Origin of the sequence: Metabacillus idriensis, from assembly GCF_050483325.1 — a bacterium.
GTDB classification, from domain to species: domain Bacteria; phylum Bacillota; class Bacilli; order Bacillales; family Bacillaceae; genus Bacillus_P; species Bacillus_P idriensis_A.
Map to the genome: position 1 here is coordinate 55,743 of NZ_JBCMYF010000033.1, position 22,201 is coordinate 77,943.

At 42.7% G+C, this 22,201-nt stretch carries 24 protein-coding genes, 1 pseudogene and 1 other annotated feature; of the genes and pseudogenes, 23 read left to right on the top strand and 2 right to left on the bottom strand.

Going from position 1 to position 22,201, the window contains the following annotated elements:
* Nucleotides 1-11 precede the first annotated feature (11 nt).
* The 14 genes from mreC to pheA all read left to right on the top strand — a co-directional run bounded on the left by mreC (nt 12) and on the right by pheA (nt 11,048).
* The gene (gene mreC / locus ABEQ24_RS19490; protein ID WP_430008351.1) at nt 12-905 is read left to right on the top strand and encodes a rod shape-determining protein MreC; all 894 of its coding nucleotides are present in this window, start codon (nt 12-14) and stop codon (nt 903-905) included.
* Nucleotides 905-1,423, top strand: coding sequence for a rod shape-determining protein MreD (mreD, locus tag ABEQ24_RS19495; RefSeq protein ID WP_430008352.1), 519 nt, complete (start codon nt 905-907; stop codon nt 1,421-1,423). The genes mreC and mreD overlap by 1 nt, the downstream gene beginning before the upstream one ends.
* Before the next feature lie 147 nt (nt 1,424-1,570).
* Nucleotides 1,571-2,254, top strand: coding sequence for a septum site-determining protein MinC (gene minC, locus ABEQ24_RS19500; protein ID WP_430008353.1), 684 nt, complete (start codon nt 1,571-1,573; stop codon nt 2,252-2,254).
* A 2-nt stretch (nt 2,255-2,256) separates the two neighbouring features.
* Nucleotides 2,257-3,063, top strand: coding sequence for a septum site-determining protein MinD (gene minD, locus ABEQ24_RS19505; RefSeq protein WP_070879458.1), 807 nt, complete (start codon nt 2,257-2,259; stop codon nt 3,061-3,063).
* Between the two features lie 199 nt (nt 3,064-3,262).
* A complete protein-coding gene (locus tag ABEQ24_RS19510) occupies nt 3,263-4,039 on the top strand; it encodes a peptidoglycan DD-metalloendopeptidase family protein (RefSeq protein WP_430008354.1) in 777 nt (258 codons plus the stop codon).
* Nucleotides 4,032-4,898 (top strand): M50 family metallopeptidase, encoded by an 867-nt coding sequence (locus tag ABEQ24_RS19515; RefSeq protein WP_430008355.1) that lies wholly within the window; start codon nt 4,032-4,034, stop codon nt 4,896-4,898. The genes ABEQ24_RS19510 and ABEQ24_RS19515 overlap by 8 nt, the downstream gene beginning before the upstream one ends.
* A 59-nt stretch (nt 4,899-4,957) precedes the next feature.
* On the top strand, nt 4,958-6,391 hold the full coding sequence (locus ABEQ24_RS19520; RefSeq protein ID WP_430008356.1) for an Rne/Rng family ribonuclease: 1,434 nt from the start codon (nt 4,958-4,960) through the stop codon (nt 6,389-6,391).
* A gap of 52 nt (nt 6,392-6,443) precedes the next feature.
* Nucleotides 6,444-6,528, top strand: a sequence feature (ribosomal protein L21 leader region).
* Nucleotides 6,529-6,543: 15 nt separating this feature from the next.
* Nucleotides 6,544-6,852 carry a 50S ribosomal protein L21 gene (rplU, locus tag ABEQ24_RS19525; RefSeq protein WP_070879462.1) on the top strand — a complete coding sequence of 103 codons (309 nt, stop codon included), beginning with the start codon at nt 6,544-6,546 and terminating at the stop codon, nt 6,850-6,852.
* A gap of 11 nt (nt 6,853-6,863) precedes the next feature.
* Complete coding sequence (locus ABEQ24_RS19530; RefSeq protein ID WP_430008357.1) at nt 6,864-7,217, top strand: ribosomal-processing cysteine protease Prp; 354 nt, start codon at nt 6,864-6,866, stop codon at nt 7,215-7,217.
* Nucleotide 7,218: 1 nt separating this feature from the next.
* A complete protein-coding gene (gene rpmA / locus ABEQ24_RS19535) occupies nt 7,219-7,512 on the top strand; it encodes a 50S ribosomal protein L27 (protein ID WP_070879464.1) in 294 nt (97 codons plus the stop codon).
* Nucleotides 7,513-7,806: 294 nt separating this feature from the next.
* Complete coding sequence (locus ABEQ24_RS19540) at nt 7,807-8,355, top strand: Spo0B C-terminal domain-containing protein (protein WP_430008358.1); 549 nt, start codon at nt 7,807-7,809, stop codon at nt 8,353-8,355.
* A gap of 23 nt (nt 8,356-8,378) precedes the next feature.
* On the top strand, nt 8,379-9,665 hold the full coding sequence (gene obgE / locus ABEQ24_RS19545) for a GTPase ObgE (RefSeq protein ID WP_430008359.1): 1,287 nt from the start codon (nt 8,379-8,381) through the stop codon (nt 9,663-9,665).
* Between the two features lie 66 nt (nt 9,666-9,731).
* Complete coding sequence (locus ABEQ24_RS19550; RefSeq protein WP_430008360.1) at nt 9,732-10,175, top strand: ACT domain-containing protein; 444 nt, start codon at nt 9,732-9,734, stop codon at nt 10,173-10,175.
* Between the two features lie 15 nt (nt 10,176-10,190).
* Entirely contained in the window at nt 10,191-11,048 is an 858-nt protein-coding gene (gene pheA / locus ABEQ24_RS19555) for a prephenate dehydratase (protein WP_430008361.1), read from the top strand.
* 44 nt (nt 11,049-11,092) lie between these two features.
* On the opposite strand, the gene ABEQ24_RS19560 is transcribed toward pheA, so the two are convergent.
* Both ABEQ24_RS19560 and ABEQ24_RS19565 read right to left on the bottom strand, forming a co-directional pair.
* Complete coding sequence (locus ABEQ24_RS19560; protein ID WP_430008362.1) at nt 11,093-11,638, bottom strand: transcription repressor NadR; 546 nt, start codon at nt 11,636-11,638, stop codon at nt 11,093-11,095.
* A complete protein-coding gene (locus tag ABEQ24_RS19565) occupies nt 11,625-12,809 on the bottom strand; it encodes an IscS subfamily cysteine desulfurase (protein ID WP_430008363.1) in 1,185 nt (394 codons plus the stop codon). Before ABEQ24_RS19565 ends, ABEQ24_RS19560 begins: the two co-directional genes overlap by 14 nt.
* Before the next feature lie 83 nt (nt 12,810-12,892).
* Between ABEQ24_RS19565 and nadB the strand changes: the two genes are divergently transcribed.
* The 9 genes and pseudogenes from nadB to ABEQ24_RS19610 all read left to right on the top strand — a co-directional run bounded on the left by nadB (nt 12,893) and on the right by ABEQ24_RS19610 (nt 22,195).
* Nucleotides 12,893-14,479, top strand: a complete 1,587-nt coding sequence (nadB, locus tag ABEQ24_RS19570) for an L-aspartate oxidase (RefSeq protein ID WP_430008364.1) — start codon at nt 12,893-12,895, stop codon at nt 14,477-14,479.
* A complete protein-coding gene (nadC, locus tag ABEQ24_RS19575; protein ID WP_430008365.1) occupies nt 14,466-15,296 on the top strand; it encodes a carboxylating nicotinate-nucleotide diphosphorylase in 831 nt (276 codons plus the stop codon). Before nadB ends, nadC begins: the two co-directional genes overlap by 14 nt.
* A 13-nt stretch (nt 15,297-15,309) precedes the next feature.
* Complete coding sequence (gene nadA, locus ABEQ24_RS19580) at nt 15,310-16,419, top strand: quinolinate synthase NadA (RefSeq protein ID WP_430008366.1); 1,110 nt, start codon at nt 15,310-15,312, stop codon at nt 16,417-16,419.
* A 186-nt stretch (nt 16,420-16,605) separates the two neighbouring features.
* Nucleotides 16,606-16,752, top strand: a pseudogene (gene safA, locus ABEQ24_RS19585) (SafA/ExsA family spore coat assembly protein); the annotation flags it as partial.
* A 1,882-nt stretch (nt 16,753-18,634) separates the two neighbouring features.
* On the top strand, nt 18,635-19,366 hold the full coding sequence (locus ABEQ24_RS19590) for a YhcN/YlaJ family sporulation lipoprotein (protein ID WP_430008367.1): 732 nt from the start codon (nt 18,635-18,637) through the stop codon (nt 19,364-19,366).
* Between the two features lie 139 nt (nt 19,367-19,505).
* Nucleotides 19,506-20,075, top strand: coding sequence for a BofC C-terminal domain-containing protein (locus ABEQ24_RS19595; protein WP_430008368.1), 570 nt, complete (start codon nt 19,506-19,508; stop codon nt 20,073-20,075).
* Between the two features lie 301 nt (nt 20,076-20,376).
* Nucleotides 20,377-20,985: a Holliday junction branch migration protein RuvA gene (ruvA, locus tag ABEQ24_RS19600; protein ID WP_430008369.1), complete on the top strand. Its 609-nt coding sequence runs from the start codon at nt 20,377-20,379 to the stop codon at nt 20,983-20,985.
* 11 nt (nt 20,986-20,996) lie between these two features.
* Nucleotides 20,997-21,998, top strand: coding sequence for a Holliday junction branch migration DNA helicase RuvB (gene ruvB, locus ABEQ24_RS19605; RefSeq protein WP_430008370.1), 1,002 nt, complete (start codon nt 20,997-20,999; stop codon nt 21,996-21,998).
* Nucleotides 21,995-22,195 carry a DUF2905 domain-containing protein gene (locus ABEQ24_RS19610; protein ID WP_070879762.1) on the top strand — a complete coding sequence of 67 codons (201 nt, stop codon included), beginning with the start codon at nt 21,995-21,997 and terminating at the stop codon, nt 22,193-22,195. Before ruvB ends, ABEQ24_RS19610 begins: the two co-directional genes overlap by 4 nt.
* Nucleotides 22,196-22,201 lie beyond the last annotated feature (6 nt).

The window sequence follows — 22,201 nt, forward strand, 5'->3', positions numbered from 1 at the left end:
GTAAAAGTCACATGCCACAGTTTTTCTTGAATAAACGTCTTATCTTGTTGCTGGTCAGTATCATCTTTTTAGTGGCATTGATTGGGTATTCTTTAAAAGAAGACAGACAGCTAACATGGCCGGAACAATTTGTAAAAGATTCAACAGGACTATTCCAAACTGTTTTTCATAAGCCCGCACAATATGTAGCGGGCTTCTTTGAGAATGTCGGCGATTTGAAAAATACATATGAAGAAAATAAATTGCTTAAAAGCAAAATTGACGAGCATATGAAAATAGAGACCGAGCTTCAAGAGCTGAAACGGGATAACGAAAAGCTCCGGGCTGAAATCGGTGCAGAAGAATCGCTTCGGAAATATAATCCAATCGTAGCCACTCTAATTGCAAGAAATCCGGATCCTGGCCGCTGGTTTGACTTGATTACGATTGATAAGGGATCACAGCACGGCATCCAAAAGGACATGGCCGTTATTACGGATAAAGGATTAATCGGAAAAATAAAAAATACGTCCAAATTCAATTCTACCGTTCAGCTATTAAGCTCTCCGGACCGTAAAAACCGGATTGCAGCTGAAATACAGGGCAAAGAAGGGCAGCCAAATATTTTCGGATTGATCGAAGGATATGATGAGAAGAAAAAAGCGCTGCTCCTAAAAAAAATTGAATCTGATGTCAAGATCGAAAAAGGGCAGAAGGTGGTCACCTCCGGAAGCAGCGGAATCTTTCCCGAAGGCCTTGTCATTGGGGAAGTTCTGGAAGTAGAGCCTGATTCATACGGACTCTCGCAAATGGCCTACATTAAGCCTGAAGCTGATCTTTATGATATTGACCGTGTTTTTGTTACAGATCGAGTGAAAGAAACGATTGATATCGATAATATGGATCCAGAGGAGGAGGAAGAATAATGAACCGCATTCTCCTTCCTCTTTTGATCTTATTTATTTTTATTTCCGAAAGCACATTTGTTGACCTGATTGAGCTTCCATTTACAAATGAGGACCAGGTCATCATTCCGCGCTTTGTTATGCTCTCAATCGTTTTTATCACAGCTTATCACAGTCAAAAATTAGGGCTGATTTACGGACTGGTTTTTGGACTCCTGCATGATATTGTGTATACAGAAATACTTGGTATTTACTTATTTGCCTATCCGTTATTCGCTTACTTAATTTCAAAAGCTTTAAAAGCACTGCAGGGAAATATGCTCGTTGTGCTTTTCTTGTCTTTGCTTGCTGTTACACTTTTGGAATTTTACTCATATGGCATTCAAATGCTGATCGGCTACTCCAATTTGTCATTCTATGATTTTACTAATCTCAGGCTTTTGCCTACATTGGCTGCAAATTCGGTCGGGGCTGTTGTCCTGATTTATCCAATGAGCCGCTTTATATCGAGAATCAAAAGTGATTATCTGGATGACTAGCGATTATTGATGAATCACATTCTGGAAAACGGCTATCGCTGCGGCAGACATGTTGGATCATCAGCCGAATAATCAAAATTCTCTTATAAAAAAAAGAGGAAGATTGCATCTATCTGTCGAAATAGTATAGTCGTTGAGGTGAACGTCATGAAGGCTCAGAAACAGCAATTTGTCACAATAAAAGGTACAAAAGATGGACTAACGCTGCATCTCGATGATTCATGTTCTTTTGAAGAACTGCTGAATGAACTTGAGCAAATGTTATCTTTAAAGCAATACATTCATGAAGACGGGCCATATATCACCGTTAGCGTTAAAGCGGGTAACCGTCTGCTTCATAAAAAACAGCAGGATCAAATTGAAGCTGTTATACAAAAAAAGCGGAATCTGGTTGTTGAAACGTTCGAAAGCAATGTTGTGACAAAAGATCATGCCCTGCAAATGAAAAAAGAAGCAGAGGTGGTCACGGTTGCTAAAATGATTCGATCCGGACAGGTTCTTAAAGTTGAAGGCGATTTGCTCCTGATCGGAGATGTTAACCCGGGCGGCACTGTTATTGCACGCGGAAACATTTTTATCATGGGAACGATTAGAGGCATTGCACATGCTGGATATAATGGAAACAAATCGGCTGTCATCGCCGCTTCGGTGATGAAACCGTCGCAAATCAGAATTTGTGACATCGTAAACCGTGCCCCTGATTATATTCAGTCAGAAAAGCACGAGATGGAATGTGCTTACATAGATGAAAGTGAAACAATCATCATTGATCGACTGCAGCAGTTGACTCATTTACGACCTAACTTGACAAGGTTTGAAGGAGGAATTTGACCGTGGGTGAGGCTATCGTTATTACCTCTGGCAAAGGCGGAGTTGGCAAAACAACGACTTCTGCTAATTTAGGAACATCTTTAGCGATTTTAGGAAAACGTGTATGTCTCATAGATACAGACATCGGCCTGCGAAACCTCGATGTTGTGATGGGGCTTGAGAACCGCATCATTTACGATTTAGTGGATGTTGTGGATGGCCGCTGTAAAATTCATCAGGCGCTTGTAAAAGATAAACGCTTTGAAGACAGGCTCTATTTGCTTCCTGCTGCGCAGACGAGTGATAAATCGGCTGTAAATCCTGAACAGATGAAGAAGCTTGTAGATGAGCTTAAGCAAGACTATGACTATATTGTCATTGATTGTCCGGCAGGCATCGAGCAGGGGTTTAAAAACGCTGTTGCAGGTGCTGACAAGGCAATCGTTGTGACTACTCCTGAAATATCAGCAGTGCGTGATGCAGACCGCATTATCGGTTTGCTTGAGAAAGAAGAGGGCATTGAACCGCCGAAGCTTGTCATCAACCGAATCCGCAACCATTTAATGAAAAATGGGGACATGCTTGATGTGGATGAGATTGTAACGCATCTTTCGATCGATTTAATCGGAATTGTAGCGGACGATGATGATGTCATTAAGGCTTCAAATAATGGTGAACCGATCGCTATGGATTCAAACAACCGCGCTTCTATTGCATACCGGAACATCGCCCGACGGATTCTTGGAGAATCGATTCCGCTGCAATCATTAGAAGATGCAAATCCAGGAGTCTTTACAAAAATAAAACGCTTTTTCGGCGTTAGAGTATAAGGATTCAAGATTAAGAGAGCAAAATTTTATCTTTCTTTTTATTAAAAGCAATCTCTGATTTTAGGAGATTGCTTTTTTTATATGAATTATACTGCTGATGCATTTCAAAAACTCGTGGATGACCATCCCAGGCTTGTCATATTCCATACGGACAAGGCATAAAATTGAGTAAATGTGATTCGAGGGGATGGGTGTTTCAATGGGGAATCGAGCGGATGATTTGCGCAGGAGAATGGCAAAAAGAAAACGGGACCGCAATTTAGGAGCTGAGAGGGTAAAACCTCAAAAACAGCTGCCCGACCTAACATACACAGATGATGAAGAAAAATATGGAGGCTCCGCTTTTCACACGTATGATCCTGAAAGAGGCGGAGGCGGCTCCCACCCATTATTTAAACCGGATGTCTTTATGTTTAAACTGTTGATTGGAGCTTGTTTAGTTCTCGCGTCTGCCATCGTTTTTAAGAATGATTCGCCTCCATTTGAAAAAGTTCAGAGTGTGGTCTCAAGTACCTTTGAAGAGGAATTTCAGTTTGCGATGATTTCAAAGTGGTACGGTGATCAGTTTGGCGACCCGCTTGCCCTGATTAAAACTTCTGATCAGGCACCAAAGTCTGAAGATGCAGAATTCACAGCCCCTGCTTCAGGAAAAGTGCTTGAGACATTTGAAGATAATGGCCAGGGTGTGATGGTAGAAACGAGCAGCAACCTTGTAGAGGCAATGAATGAAGGGGTTGTTATTGAAATTGCTAATAAAGAAGACTCTGGTTTGACGGTTGTCGTTCAGCATGCAGATTCAACCGAGAGCTGGTACGGCAATCTGGAGGAAGTGAATGTTTCCCTGTATGATTTTGTGGAAAGCGGAAAAGAAATCGGCAAAATCAAAGCGTCAGAAGACCAAAAAGGGACATATTATTTCGCTATAAAAAAGGGTGATCAATTTATCGACCCGATTCAGGTGATATCCTTTGACTAAATATTTATCTGTTTTTCTGCATATTCATATTCACCCTATTCTATGGGTAATCATGGGGATTTCGATTATGACGGCTCACTTTCAGTCCCTGCTGATTTTGCTGTCCATTATTCTCATACATGAACTTGGACATGCGATGACAGCCAGACATTTCAACTGGAGACTGAAATCAATTGTTCTGCTTCCATTTGGAGGTGTGGCAGAAGTTGAGGAGCACGGGAACAGGCCTTTGAAGGAAGAGCTTCTGACAATTGCCGCAGGACCTCTGCAGCATCTTCCGCTTCAGGGAGCAGCTTTTCTATTGCAAACGGCAGGATTTCTTAGTTATGAAACCTATCAGCTATTTACCTTTTACAATGTCATGATTCTTCTGTTCAACTTATTGCCGATTTGGCCCCTTGACGGAGGGAAATTGCTGTTTTTGCTCGTATCAATGAAGCGGTCTTATCAGAATGCTCATCGAACGATGCTTATGGTTTCAGCTGGCTCCTTAGCCTTGTATCTTCTGTTTTTCCTGATTTTTTACCCCCAGCAGCTTAACGTTTGGGTGATAGCAGGTTTCCTTATTTATTCTTTATATATGGAATATAAACACCGCAGTTTTGTGAGCATGAGATTTTTGCTCGAGAGATATTACGGGAACCAGCAGGACCCTGGAGTATTAGAGCCGATCATTGTAGATGAAGGGGAGCCCATCTATCAAACGCTGCTGAAATTCAGACGGGGGTGCAAGCATCCGATTATTGTTGAACGAAATGGAAAGAAGCTGTTTGAGCTCGATGAAAATGAGCTTCTTCATGCCTTTTTTGCTGATAAGCGGACACAATCAACTGTCGGCGAGCTGAATTATGATTATTGACGCAGGGCTGATAAAATGAGTAAATATGAGAAAGACATCTACAGAAAAGAGGATGATCCTTGCGTAAGTTAGTTCTAAATGCAAAAGGCAGTCAAAATCGCTGTGCACTGATTGAAGAAAATCTAGTTCAGGAAATTCACATCCATCATATAAAGGAAACGGCCGGCAGCATATATGCGGGCCGTGTTTTAAATGTTCTTAAAGGCATGCAGGCTGCTTTCGTCGATATCGGCTTAGAAAAGAACGGATACCTTTCAGTTAATGATCTTCCCCCTGATTTGAAATCAGCCAAGCTGAATGAAGGACAGCAGCTTTTGGTTCAAGTGGCAAAAGAAGCAACTGAACATAAAGGGCCAAAACTGACCGGAAACCTTGAATTTGGAGGACAATATCTTGTATATATGCCGACTTCTGGCTATACGGCTGTTTCAAAAAAAATAGAGGAGCCATCTGAAAGGGAGCGGCTCAGGTCCATTGGAACTCATTTTTGCGAAGAGAATGAAGGACTTGTTTTCCGGACTGCAGCAAGCGGACAAGCAGAAGAAACTTTACATAACGAATATCGATATTTGAAGAAAAAATATGAGGCTCTGCTGCATGGAAATCCGAAGGCTCCTGCTCTTTTAACTGAAGGAACGCCGTTCTTTGACAGAATCCTGCGGGAAATTGATCCGGATACGCTGCACCAGATCGTAAGCGATGACAGTGATCTTGCCCTGGAATTAAAAAGCAGGTATGAGACCCTGGAAGTTGTGTTTCACCAATCAAAGCAGCCTGTTTTTGACGCATACAAGATTGAACAGGAAATAGAAAAAGCGCTTAAACGGATGGTTTGGCTGAAAAATGGAGCCTATCTTGTGATCGATCAGACAGAAGCATTAACCGCTATTGATGTAAATACAGGGAAATTCTCAGGCAAATCTTCTCTGCAGGATACGGTAATGAAGACGAATTTAGAAGCGGCAAGAGAAGCGGCAAGACAGATCAGGCTCCGCAACTTAAGCGGAATGATCATCATTGATTTCATTGATATGCCCAGGCAGGAGGACAGGCAGGCGATTTTGCGCGAAATGCAGAGGGAAGCGAAGCAGGACAGAGTTCAAACACAAATGCTTGGTTTTACTCAAATGAATATTTTTCAAATGACCCGTAAACGAGTGCGTCCTGATCTTCCATCTCTCCTCACGGATCCTTGCCCGGTCTGCACGGGCACAGGGCAAGTGCTCTCTCCTGAAACAATCGCTTTTAAAATTGAGCGTGAACTGTGGGAGCTGCAGTACATGGAGCATGAGGCTGCCTTAATTGAACTGCCTATCCATGCTGCTGAAGTATTAAGAGGGATAAAGGATGAACATCTTAAACGACTTGAAAAGGCGCTGCACTTTGAGATCTTTTTGACGGAAAAGAAAGAATGGACCGATCAGTATAAAATTGTGCAGCTGGGAAATCGTGAAATGATTCTGCGGCTTTTGAAAAATAAAGATAAAATATAATTGACATACAGGAGCCTATTTTGATAGTATTGTTATGTTATTGATTGTAGCACCCGTGCTACAACCGCACAGATGCAGGTATAAAGTTTTTCGGATTGCTCCGGATCACCTGTCTGCTGGCGAGTCTGAGTCTAATTAGGAGGTGCATAGGAATGTACGCAATTATTGAAACTGGTGGAAAACAAATCAAGGTAGAAGCTGGTCAAGCGATCTACGTTGAAAAGCTTGCTGGTGAACAAGGCGACACTGTTACTTTTGACAGAGTTTTATTCATTGGCGGAGATGACGTGAAAGTTGGTAGCCCGATCGTTGATGGAGCGACTGTTACAGCGAAAGTTGAAAAACAAGGCCGCGCTAAAAAGATCACTGTATTCAAATACAAAGCTAAGAAAAACTACCGCAAAAAACAAGGTCATCGTCAACCATACACGAAACTTGTTATTGACGCAATCAACGCTTAAGGCCATTTAAGATGATCAAAGCAGTCATTAACCGCTCAAGCAGCGGATTAATTGAATCCTTTACATTATCTGGACATGCCGATTTCGATGTACATGGAAAGGATATTGTCTGTGCCGGAGCATCTGCCGTCACATTTGGCGCTGTTAATGCGATACATAAGTTAACAGGCATAACGCCGATTGTTGAACAGGGAGGAGACGGAGGATTTCTTTCGTTTCAGCTGCCTCATGATCTAGAGCAAAAAGCGGGCGAACAGGCTCAGCTTCTGCTTGAAGGCATGCTCGTATCGCTGCAGTCAATTGAATTGAACTATGGACATTTCATAAAAATTACGATAAATAACAATCAGCAGGAGGTGGACTAGAATGTTTTTAAGTTTAGATCTTCAGTTCTTCGCTTCTAAAAAAGGAGTAGGTTCTACTAAGAACGGTCGTGATTCAATCTCTAAGCGTCTTGGCGCTAAAAGTGCGGATGGCGAATTCGTAAGCGGTGGTTCTATCCTTTTCCGTCAACGCGGAACGAAAATTTACCCAGGTGAAAACGTTGGCCGCGGCGGTGACGACACTCTTTTCGCGAAAGTGGACGGAGTTGTACGTTTCGAGCGTTTCGGACGTGACCGTAAAAAAGTTAGCGTATATCCTGTAGCACAAGAAGCATAATTTCTTTTAGGAAAACTCTAGCCTCTGGTTAGAGTTTTTCTTTTTTTTTATTTCTGTCTTGAGCTCCAAGTGTAAAATCACCTGGTAGCGGAATGATGAATACAAAACAGAAATCTTAAGAAAACAGTCACTTTTAGAAAGAAAACCTCCCCATACCATTGATTTCCTCTTGCTTTTTTCAAATTGCACTTATTTTCCCCCGGATAGTTTGTTATAATTTAGTACGACATTCAGTTTCCAAGTCTTAAAGCTCCTAGAGAAAAGAATAGAGAAAAAGGGAGTAGGAGTGCCGACATGAAAAAAACAAATGAAGAGTGGAATATTGTTGACGTGTTAAGTCATTCACGTCACGATTGGATGAATAAACTGCAATTAATCAAAGGAAACTTATCATTAAATAGACACGATCGCGTACAGCAGATTATTGAAGAAATCGTCATCGAAGCACAAAGCGAATCAAAGCTCTGCAATTTAAAAATGCTTTCATTTGCAAGCCTCTTAATGACGTTCAATTGGAAAAGGCATCACTATTCTCTGGAGTATGAAGTCCTTGGTTCCATTTATGACTTATCGGAATACGATGTGAAGGTTGCTGCATGGTGCGGGCAATTCTTTCAGATTCTAGACGATTCCGTTGACAAGTGCAATGAGAATCACTTAAGCATCACAATAGAAACAGAAGCCAATCAGGGACAAGTTCGATTCTTTTTTGATTTTAATGGCATAATAACAGAGAAAGCACTGTTATTAAATTGGCTGAAATCAAATGAAGAGAATCAGGTGTCTGTAAAGCATTATGAGCTTTCCCCGGACGAATTGACCATTACGGTTGCAGTCGTATAATTGGCTTGGAGCGGAGGATTACCATGTTTATAGATCAGGTGAAAATATATGTAAAAGGCGGCGACGGAGGAAACGGGCTTGTTGCGTTCCGCCGCGAGAAATATGTTCCTAAGGGCGGACCTGCAGGAGGCGACGGCGGTAAAGGCGCTGACGTTATTTTTGAAGTGGAAGAGGGCCTGCGCACATTAATGGATTTCCGCTATCAGCGTCATTTCAAAGCAGACCGCGGACAGCACGGCATGTCGAAAAATCAGCATGGCAGAAATGCAACGCCGATGATTGTTAAAGTTCCGCCGGGAACAGTCGTTATGGAAGAAGAAACAAGGACGGTTATTGCTGACCTGACTGAGCACGGACAGCAGGCTGTTATTGCAAAAGGCGGACGCGGAGGACGCGGAAACAGCCGTTTTGCCACACCTGCCAATCCTGCTCCTGAGCTTTCTGAAAATGGAGAGCCCGGACAGGAACGGAACATCATTATGGAGCTTAAGCTTCTTGCAGATGTTGGTTTAGTCGGTTTCCCGAGTGTTGGAAAATCAACGCTGCTTTCTGTGGTAAGCTCTGCAAAACCGAAAATTGCCGAATACCATTTTACAACGCTTGTGCCGAACCTGGGTGTAGTTGAAACAGGAGATGGCAGGAGCTTCGTTATGGCGGATTTGCCTGGATTAATTGAAGGTGCACATGAAGGAGTGGGACTTGGCCATCAATTCCTGCGCCACATTGAGAGAACCCGAGTCATCGTTCATGTGATTGATATGTCAAGCGGCGAGGGCCGTGATCCTTATGAAGATTATCTGACTATCAATGCTGAGCTTAAAGAATACAATTTGCGTCTGACAGAAAGACCGCAAATTATCGTTGCAAATAAAATGGACATGCCGGAATCAGAAGAAAACCTTGCTGCTTTTAAAGAAAAGCTTGAAGATGACCTTCCGATCTTCCCTGTTTCTGCTATTACCCGTGAGGGCGTCCGCGAACTTTTATTTGAAATCATGAACACAATTGAAAAGACACCGGAATTCCCGCTTTATGAGGAAGAGGATCTTTCCAATCACCGTGTTCTTTATAAATTCGATAAAGAAGCAGCAGAATTTGAAATTACCCGTGACAGTGACGGAACATTTGTCGTATCTGGAGAGAAAGTGGAGTATCTCTTCAAAATGACAAACTTCCTGCGCGAAGAGTCAATCAGACGATTCTCAAGACAGCTGCGCGGAATGGGAGTCGACGAAGCGCTTCGTCAAAGAGGAGCAAAAGACGGAGATATCGTGCGATTGCTTGAATTTGAATTTGAATTTGTTGAGTAGCCTAAAGAAGAAGAGCCTTAATCCGCTCTTCTTTTTTCACAGGCAGATAGAGAAAAGGAGCAGGTCATGAAGGAAGAAACCTTTTTTTTAGTACGGGAAGACATTCTGCCTGAGGCGATGAGAAAAACGCTTGAGGTCAAAAAATTGATTGAACGAAAAAAAGCAGACTCTGTTGCAGAGGCTGTTCAGCGCGTGGATATGAGCCGAAGCGCTTATTATAAATACCGTGATGCTGTATTTCCATTCCATACAATGGTAAACGAGCGCATTATCACGCTCTTTTTTCATCTCGAAGACAGATCAGGCACTTTATCACAGCTTCTCGCAGTTGTAGCCACAGCAGGCTGCAATGTCCTGACAATCCATCAGACGATTCCGCTGCAGGGACGCGCAAATGTAACGCTGTCTTTAAATACAAATGGGATGAAAGAAGATATCAATAGCGTCATGGCCAGGCTGAAGCGACTTGAATTTGTTGAGAAAGTAGAGATATTAGGATCTGGAGCTTAGGGGAGAGGATTTCTTATGTCATATAAAGTTGGTTATTTAGGACCGGCAGCTACATTTACACATCTTGCCGTCACAAAGTTTTTCGAAGATCATGACGGGCATGTTCCATTTTTGACCATCCCGCAATGCATGGATGCAGCAGCTGAGGGGAGAATTGACTTAGCTGTTGTCCCGCTTGAAAATGCGTTAGAGGGTTCTGTTAACTTAACAATCGACTACCTCGTTCATGAACAGCCGCTTTCTATCATTGGAGAAATTGTGGCGCCGATTCAGCAGCACTTGATGGTTCACCCATCAAGGGAAGATTCTTGGGAAGATGCAGAAAGAGTATACTCTCATTCCCATGCCATTGCCCAATGTCATAAATTTCTTCATCAACAGCTTCCTAAAGCGAAGTATGAGTACGCGACATCTACAGGTGCTGCTGCAAAATACATTCAGGAGCATCCTGAAGAAAATATCGCGGTTGTCGCAAATGAACTGGCAGCTGAAGAATATAATCTTAAAATTGTCCGCAAGAATATCCATGATTATGCCCATAATCATACCCGATTTGCTGTGCTGCACCCAAACCAGCATACATATATCAAGACCAAATTGAATAAGATCACAGACAGGACAACTCTCATGATTACCTTGCCTTCGGATCAGTCGGGTGCTCTTCACCAAGTCCTTTCTGCTTTTTCATGGAGAAAGCTGAATTTGTCAAAAATCGAATCCAGGCCAATGAAAACAGGTCTTGGAAACTACTTTTTTATAATCGACATTGATATGAAAATGGACGATGTCCTGATTCCGGGTGCGATGGCAGAACTTGAGGCTCTGGGCTGCAGTGTCCGGAATCTTGGTACATACAGCGCTTATTCTATCTGAAAAATAAACCGGCTTGCAAAAATGCAAGCCGGTTTTTACCTAGTTTAATCTTCTTCGTCAACAAGAAACCCCCCCGTCTTCAAAGCAGCACATACTTCATCTAATTTTTCCCTGCGGTCCGCTACTAATGTATGCAAGTGCAATCCTTCAGTGAGCTGGGATAAATAAGCTGCCTTTGTACCCTCAATTTTCTCAATGAAATCACGGACTTCCATGCGGTTGCTTACCATAATGGAAGCTGTCAATTCTCCGTATACAGGATGTTCAATAATCACATCTTTCACGGTTACCCCATAATCAACAATGATATTCAGTTCTTCAGCCGTTGCTTCGGGTTTGTGGCTGCTTGCGATAATGCGCTTAAAGGCAGGCAGTTCTTCATTTTCCTGTTTCATATAAACATAGCCTTGGCTCGTTGCAAGGATCGGTTCATTTTGTGCTTTTAACAAAGAAATGTCCTGAACAATGACTTGCCTGCTGACATTAGTCCTCTTTGCCATGTCGCTGCCTTTCATTGGAACTTTCGTTTCTTTCAGCCAATTCAGGATTAATTCTCTTCTTTTCGTTCCAGGAATTTTACCTTCGTTCATGCAGTCTTTCCCTTCTTTCCATATACCTCTCGCTAATTGCTTTTTTTATGATATCAGCCATTTTATCAAGATCTTCGGCCTTCGTATGTTTACCAGTTGAAATCCGGATGTACTGCAGAGCTTCATCGCTGGTCAACCCGATAGCCATCAGCGTCTTTGAGGGAGTCTGCATGCCTATTTGGCAGGCTGTGCCTGTTGAAATGGCCACTCCTCTCCGGTTGGCTTCAAGGAGCATATATTGTCCCTCGATCCCTCGAATCACAAGGCCGATAATAGATGGGAGCTGATCATCCAGATCTTTATTGATAATATGGATATATTCGTGATAGTCGCTGAGCTTTGCTGATAATCTCTCCTTCAGCGATTCCAGTCTGCTGAATTCTGATTGCATGACAGAACAAGCTGACGCGGCAGCATAAGTAAATGCTGCAATCCCCGGTACATTCACCGTGCCTGCTCTAAATCCATTTTCATGAGTGCCGCCCGAAACAGCAGGTATAAGGTGTTTGCGCGGATTCAAATAGAGACCGCCGACTCCTTTTGGTCCATACACCTTATGACTTGAGACAGAAATCGCATCCACTTTCCACGCATCCGCTTTAATGGGGATCTTTCCAAACGACTGAACACAATCACTGTGAAAATAAACAGGCATTTCGTTTAAAAAATAACCGATTTTCTCTAGATTTTGGATGCAGCCTATTTCAGAATTTGCGTGCTGAATGGAAACAACGGCGGTTTGTTCTGTTAAGGCATCTCTTATTGCTTCTACAGGTAGTTTACCATGTTTATCCGGCAATAAAAATGTTACCTCAAAGCCTTTTTGCTTAAGAGTCTGTAAATAATTATAGCTAGAAGAATGTTCCAGTGCAGACGCAATTATATGATTTTTATGATCAGGAGAATTTTTTAAGAGTGTTTCAATGGCAAGAACATTCGATTCACTGCCTCCGCTTGTGAAGCTAACTCCAGAGGCTTGACCGCCAATCAGGTTTGCTATCTGTCCGCGGCAAGCTTCTAATAACGTTCTGGCGGCATCTCCTTCATCATGCAGACTATTGCTGTTTGCGAACGCCTTTTTTGATGCCTCGGCAAATACATGGAGGGCTTCATCACTGATGGGTGTTGCAGCCGCGTAATCTAAATAGATCAAATTTGAGTCTCCTTTCATGGTTCAAAAAAATCTCTTGTCATTATTTTAGTTTTATGTAAATATAGGTGTCAAGACACTTGTAAAGAATAGGGGGTTATTTTGTGCCTCAAACGGATGCAGTCATTATCGGAAGCGGCATTGCAGCTCTATCTGCAGCCTATCAGCTTCAATCTTCAAGAAAAGTCACCATCCTTACTAAATCAACTAAATACGAGAGCAATTCTATGCTTGCCCAAGGCGGCATTGCAGCAGCTGTGGACAAATATGACAGCTGGAAGGATCATTACGAAGATACGATGATAGCAGGATCTCATCACAATGATGCTTTTGCAGCTGAATTGCTTGTAAAGCAAGGGGCAAAAGCAGTTCTTGGTCTTATAAAAGATGGATTTCAGTTTGACCGGGATTTACATGGTCATATACTGCTTGGTCAAGAAGGAGCACACAAATTCAGCAGAATTCTCCATGCAGGCGGAGATGCCACAGGAAAAGCTGTCATTCAATTTTTATTATCGCAGCTTAATGAAAACACAGAAATCATAGAAGATGAAATGGCGCTTGACCTTATTATCATTGATGGAATTTGCAGAGGAGCAGTTACACGGAATGCACATGGTGACATTAAGCAGTATTTTGCAGGACATACCATTCTCGCAACGGGCGGCTGCGGCAGCCTGTACAAACATACTTCCAATTCACTTGTTACATCAGGTGACGGACTTGCAATGGCATTTCGAGCAGGTGCTGTCCTCACAGATATGGAATTTACTCAATTTCATCCGACGATGCTTCTGATAAATGGTGAATGTGTAGGGCTTATATCTGAGGCAGTAAGAGGAGAAGGAGCCTTCCTTCAAAATGAGTGTGGAATTCGAGTTATGGAAGGGATCCATGAGTTTGAAGATCTTGCTCCAAGGGACATCGTAGCAAGAACGATTTTTTCACAGATGAAAAAAGGCCATCGCGTGTTCCTTAACATCTCATCCATCAGTGCATTTGAAAGCCGCTTTCCAACGATTTCAGCCATGTGTAAAAAACATGGTGTCAATCTGGAGGAAGGCTTGATTCCAGTAGCCCCCGGGATGCATTTTCTTATGGGCGGCATCAAAACAGATATAGATGGCAAAACGTCTGTCAGCAGATTATTTGCGGTTGGGGAAGCTGCATGCACAGGTGTTCACGGTGCAAATAGACTGGCAAGTAATTCATTGCTTGAAGGCCTTGTTTTTGGCAGCCGTCTAGGCATGCATATCTTAAATTCTTCTCAAGATGCATTTGCAGAGGCTGCTGAGTCGGCGAAAACCAGAACTGGCACGAAGCAGGATATCATTTTCCCTTCCAAAGAAGAGATAAAGTGGATGATGACAAACTTTGCTGCCATTGAGCGTTCTGAAGAAGGACTTTCTAGTGCAAAATGCTGGTTTGAAAAATTTTTATTGCCAATCTCTTTTTGGGATATCAATGTGAATAACTTCACAAATGAAGAATATGAAAAAATGAATATGATGACAGCAGGCTGGCTTATTGTGGCTTCGGCACTGAGAAGAACAGAAAGCAGGGGCGGCCATTTTAGAACAGATTATCCTTATAAAGAAGACCGGCTATGGCTGAAAAAACAAATTCTTCTTTCTAAATATGATACAGAGTTAAAGAATGATTCAGAGGTGATGGAAATTGAATTTACTTAAACTAAAAAAACAATTAGAAGCTTTCTTTATTGAAGATATCGGCGATCATGACGCTACAAGCTCGTATATTTTTTCAAAAGCCCAGCGGGGAAAAGCTGTGATTACAGCCAAGGAAAACGGGACTTTTGCGGGTGCGGATGTAATCAGGATCGGATATGAAATTCTTGATCGCAATATATCGGTTAAACTTCTGAAACAAGATGGAGAACAAATAAATAAGGGTGAACAAGCAGCTGTTATTGAAGGTCCAATAGGTTCCCTTCTTACTGGAGAACGAGTCATCCTTAACCTGCTTCAAAGAATGAGCGGAATTGCCACTCTGACAAACCAGGCAGTGATTGGCCTGAATTCTGCTCATACGAAGATTACTGATACCCGGAAAACGACACCAGGCCTGAGAATGATTGAAAAATATGCTGTTCGGTGCGGCGGCGGATACAATCATAGATTTGGCTTGTATGACGGAATCATGCTTAAAGATAATCATATTGCAAGCAGCGGGTCTATTTTTGAAGCTGTAAAACAAGTCAGGGCGCATGCAGGACATATGATAAAAGTAGAAGTTGAAATCGAATCTGAGGAACAGCTCCTAGAAGCCATTGAAGCAAAGGCGGACATCATTATGTTTGATAACCGGAGCCCTGAAGAAGTAAAAGCGTTTGCCGATCTGACACCTCCGTCAATCATTACAGAAGCTTCCGGGGGTATTACCCTTCAAAACCTGGCTGAATACGGCGGCACCGGAGTGGACTATATTTCACTTGGAATGCTGACTCATTCCGCCAAATCCCTTGATTTAAGCATGAATGCAGAATAAGGAGGAACTTACAATGAATGTACTGGATATGCTTCAATTTGAAACAAATGAAAAAATGCCTCCTCATTATAAAGAACTCTCAGAAGTGGAAATGATCGAAAGAGTGAAACAGATTAAAGAAAAGTTTGGCCGCAGGCTGCTGATACCCGGTCATCACTATCAAAAGGATGAGGTTATTCAGTTTGCAGATATTACGGGGGATTCCCTGCAGCTTGCACAGGCAGCTGCAGAAAACAAAGAGGCAGAATACATCGTTTTTTGCGGTGTGCATTTTATGGCTGAAACAGCAGACATGCTGACTAGTGAAGGGCAAACTGTTTTGCTGCCTGATATGAGAGCGGGATGCTCAATGGCTGACATGGCGGATATTGATCAGACTGAGCGGGCATGGACAAAGCTTCAGAAAATGTATGGGGATACCATTCTGCCATTGACCTATGTGAATTCAACAGCAGCAATTAAAGCCTTTGTCGGGAAAAATGGCGGAGCAACAGTCACTTCCTCAAATGCAGAAAAAATGCTGCGCTGGTCTCTTAACCAAAAACAGCGGATTCTATTTTTGCCGGATCAGCACTTAGGCAGAAATACGGCTTATAACTTAGGCGTTCCGCTTGATAAGATGGCGATTTGGAATCCGCTGACAAACGAACTTGAGTATGATGGGAATCCAGAGGACGTTATCGTGATTTTATGGAAAGGACATTGTTCCGTCCATGAAAAATTCACGGTGAAAAATATCGAAGATTTGCGCATTGAAAAGCCTGATATGAAAATCATCGTACATCCGGAATGCAGCAGGGAAGTAGTTGCTGCAAGTGATCTGGCAGGTTCAACAAAATATATCATCGACACGATTGAAGCATCTCCTGCCGGAAGCAAATGGGCGATTGGAACAGAAATGAATCTTGTGAAAAGGATTATTGACCGGCATCCTGATAAGGAAATTGTTTCGCTGAATCCGTTTATGTGTCCATGTTTAACGATGAACAGAATCGATCTTCCGCATTTATTGTGGTCACTTGAAGGAATAAATGAAGGTAAAATCATCAATCAAATTAAAGTTGATCCAGAAACAGCTGAACATGCCGTTCTCGCTTTAGAGCGAATGCTTGAACACGTATAAAATGGAACTGACAAAATAAGATGAACTAAGTGCAGTCAATAGCTGCCTTCATCTTAAGTTTGTCAGTTTTTTTATTGGCCGAGAAACATATATTTGTCTTCTTAAGCATAAGTTGTGATGAAGAAGAATGGCATAATTGCCTGCTAATCATATGCGATAAAGTTTCAAGCATAGGAGGGGGAAAGGTTGAAAATCCACATTGTTCAAAAAGGCGATACGCTTTGGAAAATTGCCAAAAAATATGGGGTAGATTTTGAAGAACTGAAAAAGATGAACTCTCAGCTAAGCAACCCTGACTTAATCATGCCTGGAATGAAAATAAAGGTTCCAAGCGGCGGAGTACCTGTTAAAAATGAAACAAAGGTTAACTTTTCAGGAAAAAAGGAAATGCCGAAATCCGAGCATCCTTTTGCAAAAGAAAAACCGAAACAAGTGATGGATGTCACAGATACCAAACCGAAGGAAGTTCCAAAAGAAAAGCCCTCGGTGCCATATGTTCCTCCAGTGCCGAACATTAAACAGCCAGCATATCCGGAGCTAGATATCAATAACTACTACATGCTGAATATGGGCATGATGCCGCAGGCACCGCAGCCGCAGCTTCCGCCAAAGCCGTCAAATGTTCTGCCTGAGATGATGAAACCAGCCGAAAAACCAGTTCAAAAACCGGCTGAAAAGCCAAAATCAGTTTCACCTGCTACTAAAGAGGAGGCCGCAAAGGATATGGAAAATAAGCCGAACATGCCGCAGCAAGGAGTAATGGGGGCTTATCAGGGCGGTCAGGGTCCACAAGGATTTCCTGGCGGCCAGGGCGGTGCACCGTATCAGAATCCTGGTGCAGTCGCAGGAGCCCAGGATCAGGCACCTGGAAGTCCAGGCTTTCCGGGCGGGGATGACTGTTATCCAGTTTCACCCGTAATGCCAGGACCGGGGTTTGGCGGGCCGGGATTCGGGGGTCCGGGATTCGGCGGACCAGGATTTGGCGGACCAGGATTTGGGGGTCCTCAAATGCAGCCCTATGGCATGCCGTTTCAGCAGGGAGCTGGCATGGGAATGCCGCAGCAAATGCAATTTGATGATGATGATGACGATGATGACGTAATGGGAGCATATATGCCACAGCAGCAAATGCAAATGCCGTTTGGTCAGCAAGGGTTTGGAGGCCCGGGATTCGGAAGCCCAGGTTTTGGAGGTCCGGGATTCGGGGGTCCGGGATTCGGAGGTCCGGGATTTGGAGGTCCAGGATTTGGCGGTCCAGGAGGATATCCGCCGGGCTGCTATCCGATGTCTCCGCCGATGCCGGGTCCGGGATTCGGATTTCCGCCTCAAGTTCAAGGAGCGTTCAGCGGCGGTCCTAATATGCCGCAGGGTGTAGCAGGTGCTTGGGATCAAGGGATGATGAACAATATGCCTCCGCAAGTAAGCCCTGCAATGGATAAAGAAGATTGCGGCTGCGGCGGACCTCAGCAAGGTTATGGAGGGATGCCGGGACAATTTGGTCAGGGCGGTCAATTCGGCGGAATGCCTGGACAATTCGGTCAGGGCGGCCAGTTCGGCGGAATGCCTGGACAATTTGGTCAAGGCGGCCAATTTGGCGGAATGCCGAGACAGTTTGGCCAGGGTCAATTTGGCGGAATGCCAGGGCAGTTTGTTCAGGGCGGTCAATTTGGCGGAATCCCGGGACAGTTTGTTCAGGGCGGCCAGTTCGGCGGAATGCCTGGACAATTCGGCGAGGATGGTCAATTTGGAATGCCAAGATTTGAAGATGATGACGACGACGATTAATATAGATAGATGTGAGAGACGAAACATATTGTTCGTCTCTTTTTTTTTATATTTCGTGTGCGGGTACAGTTGCTTTGATTCCACACTTCATGCTCTTTCAAGAAATAGAGGAATCATACGCGAAAAATCGTTTAGCGAATAAGCTTTTAAAAAGGTCTCTCATCAAACCAATATGTGTTTTCCGGCAAAAAAAGCAAGCCGCAAAACAGGCCATTGGCGGGCCATACATGCACAATAAAAGATCCCCATGTGAAAATTTGAAACAGATTCTTCATTTATTTTTCCCCAATTCCATAATCACCCTATAACACAAATCGTCTCCATTATTTAAAGGACTTACCGTTAACTAACAGATTATTGCTTCTCTAAAGCGAGCAACCTATACAAGAGCGAATTTGCTCGCTACAGGAAAATCAGGGGGGTTTTAATATTGAGGCATAAAGTTACTGCATTTGCTGCAATTGCTATAGCTGCGACTGGACTTGCAGGCTGCAACAATAATGAAGGCGCACTTGACACGAGATATGATGATTCAACAAGACCTATCGGTTATTATTCAGATGAACACAGGAATAATAACAACGATGGCGTAGATAACGTGGATAATGATGGACCTTTGACAGAAATGATGGAAGGCGACATGAATGATAATTACTTCACAAAAGTAAATGATCGTGATACCGCTTTTCATAATGGTAGAATGGACAATCCAACTGCCCCGCTTTCAAATGAAGACGGCATGATTGAAAAAGACAACCGTTTCAGCAGAAATGATGAAAATTATCATGGTCAGGTGAAGCAAGTCAATTTTTATAATGACCAAGATGAAGCCATTGCTAAAAATGTTTCTGAAAAAGCGGCAGATGTCAAAGATGTCGATGATGTCCGCACGGTTGTAAATGGAGATCAGGTGCTTGTTGCCATTGATACAGATGATAAAAACGATAAAGACGTTAAAAATGCCGTTTTGAATGCAGTACGTCCTGCAGCTGAAGGCAAAGATATTAAAGTTGTCACTGATGAAGGCACATTTACCCGCGTCAGAACGATTAATGACAATATTGAAACAGGACAGCCGAAAAATACAATTAATAAAGATATTAGAGATCTTTTTGATGATATGGGCAATGTCATGAAAGAGCCCTTTCAGCAAGCAAGATAAATAATAAAAGGGGTATCTGTATATAGATGCCCCTTTTTTATTATCTAAATAGAAAGGTTAATATTTCTAATTTTGGTCACACTAGAAATGACGAATACTTGCCTTTATGGTAAATAGCTCATGATATGGGGTGTATGTGATGATGTCGTCTTCGTCTCATCGTTTACTGATTGTTGCCTTTGCCTGCGTCATAGTCACATTATTTTTCATTATTCCTTCTTTCGAGCAGAAAGAATCAAGTGCATCAGAGAATGCAGCAGAAACGGAAAATAAAGTCTATGAGGTAAGCGGTCCGCTGACTGTCACGGTAGTGCTCGAACGAATCTATTTGGATGGTGAAATCAGTGAAGAAGTGAAAACGGAAACCATTCTGGCAATGGAAGATTTTTGGGCGAAATATGAGGATTGGCAATTAATTGATCAGGACGATCATCAGGTTATTTTTCAAAAAGAAGTGGATGATATCTCCCCTTTACTAAAAGCTAACGGGTATTTCGGCATTTCATCAGAAGGTGTCTTTTCTATTTTTAATGGAAAGCCTGATGATGCTTCGGAAATTATTCAGTCATTCTTTCAAATTGATGTTAAAAAACTTGAAACACGAAAGCATGATGAATTAAGGCAGGGAATACGCATAGAATCAAAAGATCAGTACTTAAAGGTCATTCAGTCATATAAAGCCTATTCATCACCGGCAGATATGAAATAAAGAAAGCTAGTGCAAAAGCGCTGGCTTTTTTTGTGTATAAAAGGATCATATTTTTTAGGATTATTACTGAATGCTGGATAGTGATTAAGGGGTGCTTGTCTTTGCTGCATCTGAAGCATTTAAACAGGAGAATTGCTGCTCCATAACTAAGATTGCAGCGCTTTTTTAGCTGACTGTCCCATTTAATTGCGTCAGAAAAATAACAATCCATAAGAAGACGGCTTTTTTAATGATTAATACTACAGGCAAAAGAAAAAATTATGATACAATGAGGTACAGTTGTAAAGAGGTGACTAACGTTTTGATTGAATTTATAAAAGGCTATATTGATTTTGTTACTCCGGAATATATTGTCATTGACCATGGCGGAATCGGTTATCAGGTGCACACTCCAAATCCATTCAGCTTTCAGCGCAATCGATCTTCAGAAGTGACGATTTATACATATCAGCATGTCAGAGAAGATATCCTCGCCTTATATGGTTTTCATACAAGAGAAGAAAAAGCATTATTTATGAAGCTCCTGAACGTTACAGGAATCGGGCCAAAAGGAGCGCTTGCCATACTTGCTTCAGGAAATCCTTCGCAAGTAGTCGGTGCGATTGAAAATGAGGACGAGAAGTTTCTTGTTAAGTTTCCTGGTGTAGGGAAGAAGACTGCGAGACAGATTATTCTTGATCTGAAAGGAAAGCTTGCCGATGTAGCAGGCGAGCTTGCCCCGGATTTGTTTACGCATGAGGAGCATGAACAAAAAGAAACAGCTTCAAAAGCCCTGAATGAGGCACTTGAAGCTCTAAAGGTGCTTGGATATGCTGAACGCGAAATTAATAAAGTTATTCCGTCTCTTAGGGAAGAAGAGCTATCAACAGATCAGTATGTGAAAAAAGCTTTGCAAAAGCTATTAAAGTAAGGTGAAAAGACATGGATGAACGTCTTGTATCAAGTGAAGCGGACTTAGATGAAGGTGCAATCGAGCTAAGTTTAAGACCTCAGACTTTATCTCAGTATATTGGACAGGATAAAGTAAAAGAAAACTTGAAAGTCTTTATTGAAGCCGCTAAACTCAGAAGCGAAACACTGGATCACGTCCTTTTATACGGTCCTCCGGGTCTTGGGAAAACAACGCTTGCAACGATTATTGCAAACGAAATGGGCGTAAATATCCGCACAACATCAGGACCGGCTATTGAAAGGCCGGGAGACCTGGCTGCCATTTTAACAGCTCTTGAGCCCGGTGATGTATTATTTATTGATGAAATCCATCGTCTGCAGCGCTCAATTGAAGAAGTACTGTATCCGGCGATGGAGGATTTCTGTCTGGACATTGTGATTGGAAAGGGTCCATCTGCCCGTTCTGTCCGCCTCGATCTGCCGCCGTTTACGCTTATAGGGGCTACCACGCGCGTCGGCTTGCTTACAGCACCGCTTAGAGACCGGTTTGGAGTTCTCAGCAGGCTGGAATATTATAATGAAGAGCAGCTGTCTCTCATTGTTGAACGGACAGGGGATATATTAGGGATTGGCATGGAAAAAGAAGCTTCGCTGGAACTTGCAAGAAGATCAAGGGGTACCCCTCGAATAGCGAACAGGCTATTAAGACGGGTAAGGGACTTTGCCCAGGTTCTTGGCGAGCCGTCAGTATCGGGAAGCCTTGCTAATGAAGCATTGGAAAAGCTCCAGGTCGACAGATTGGGCCTCGATCATATCGATCATAAGCTATTAATGGGGATCATTGAAAAGTATAAAGGCGGTCCAGTCGGAATTGATACGATTTCAGCAACAATTGGAGAAGAATCACATACGATTGAAGATGTATATGAACCGTATCTTTTGCAAATCGGTTTTATACAACGCACTCCAAGGGGTAGAATGGTAACGGAAGCAGTTTACCATCACTTTCAAATGGAGGCTCCAGAAAAATGACCCAATTCCCCAAAATCCTGATGATGATGGGCGCCGTTCTTTTTTTTGCAGGATTATTCATGCAGCTCATAGGAAGGCTGCCTGGTGATTTTGTTTTTAAAAAAGGCAGCACAACGTTTTATTTTCCGATCGTTACATCCATTGTAATCAGTATTTTGCTTACGATCTTGTTTAATGTTTTCGGACGGTTTAAATAATAGAAA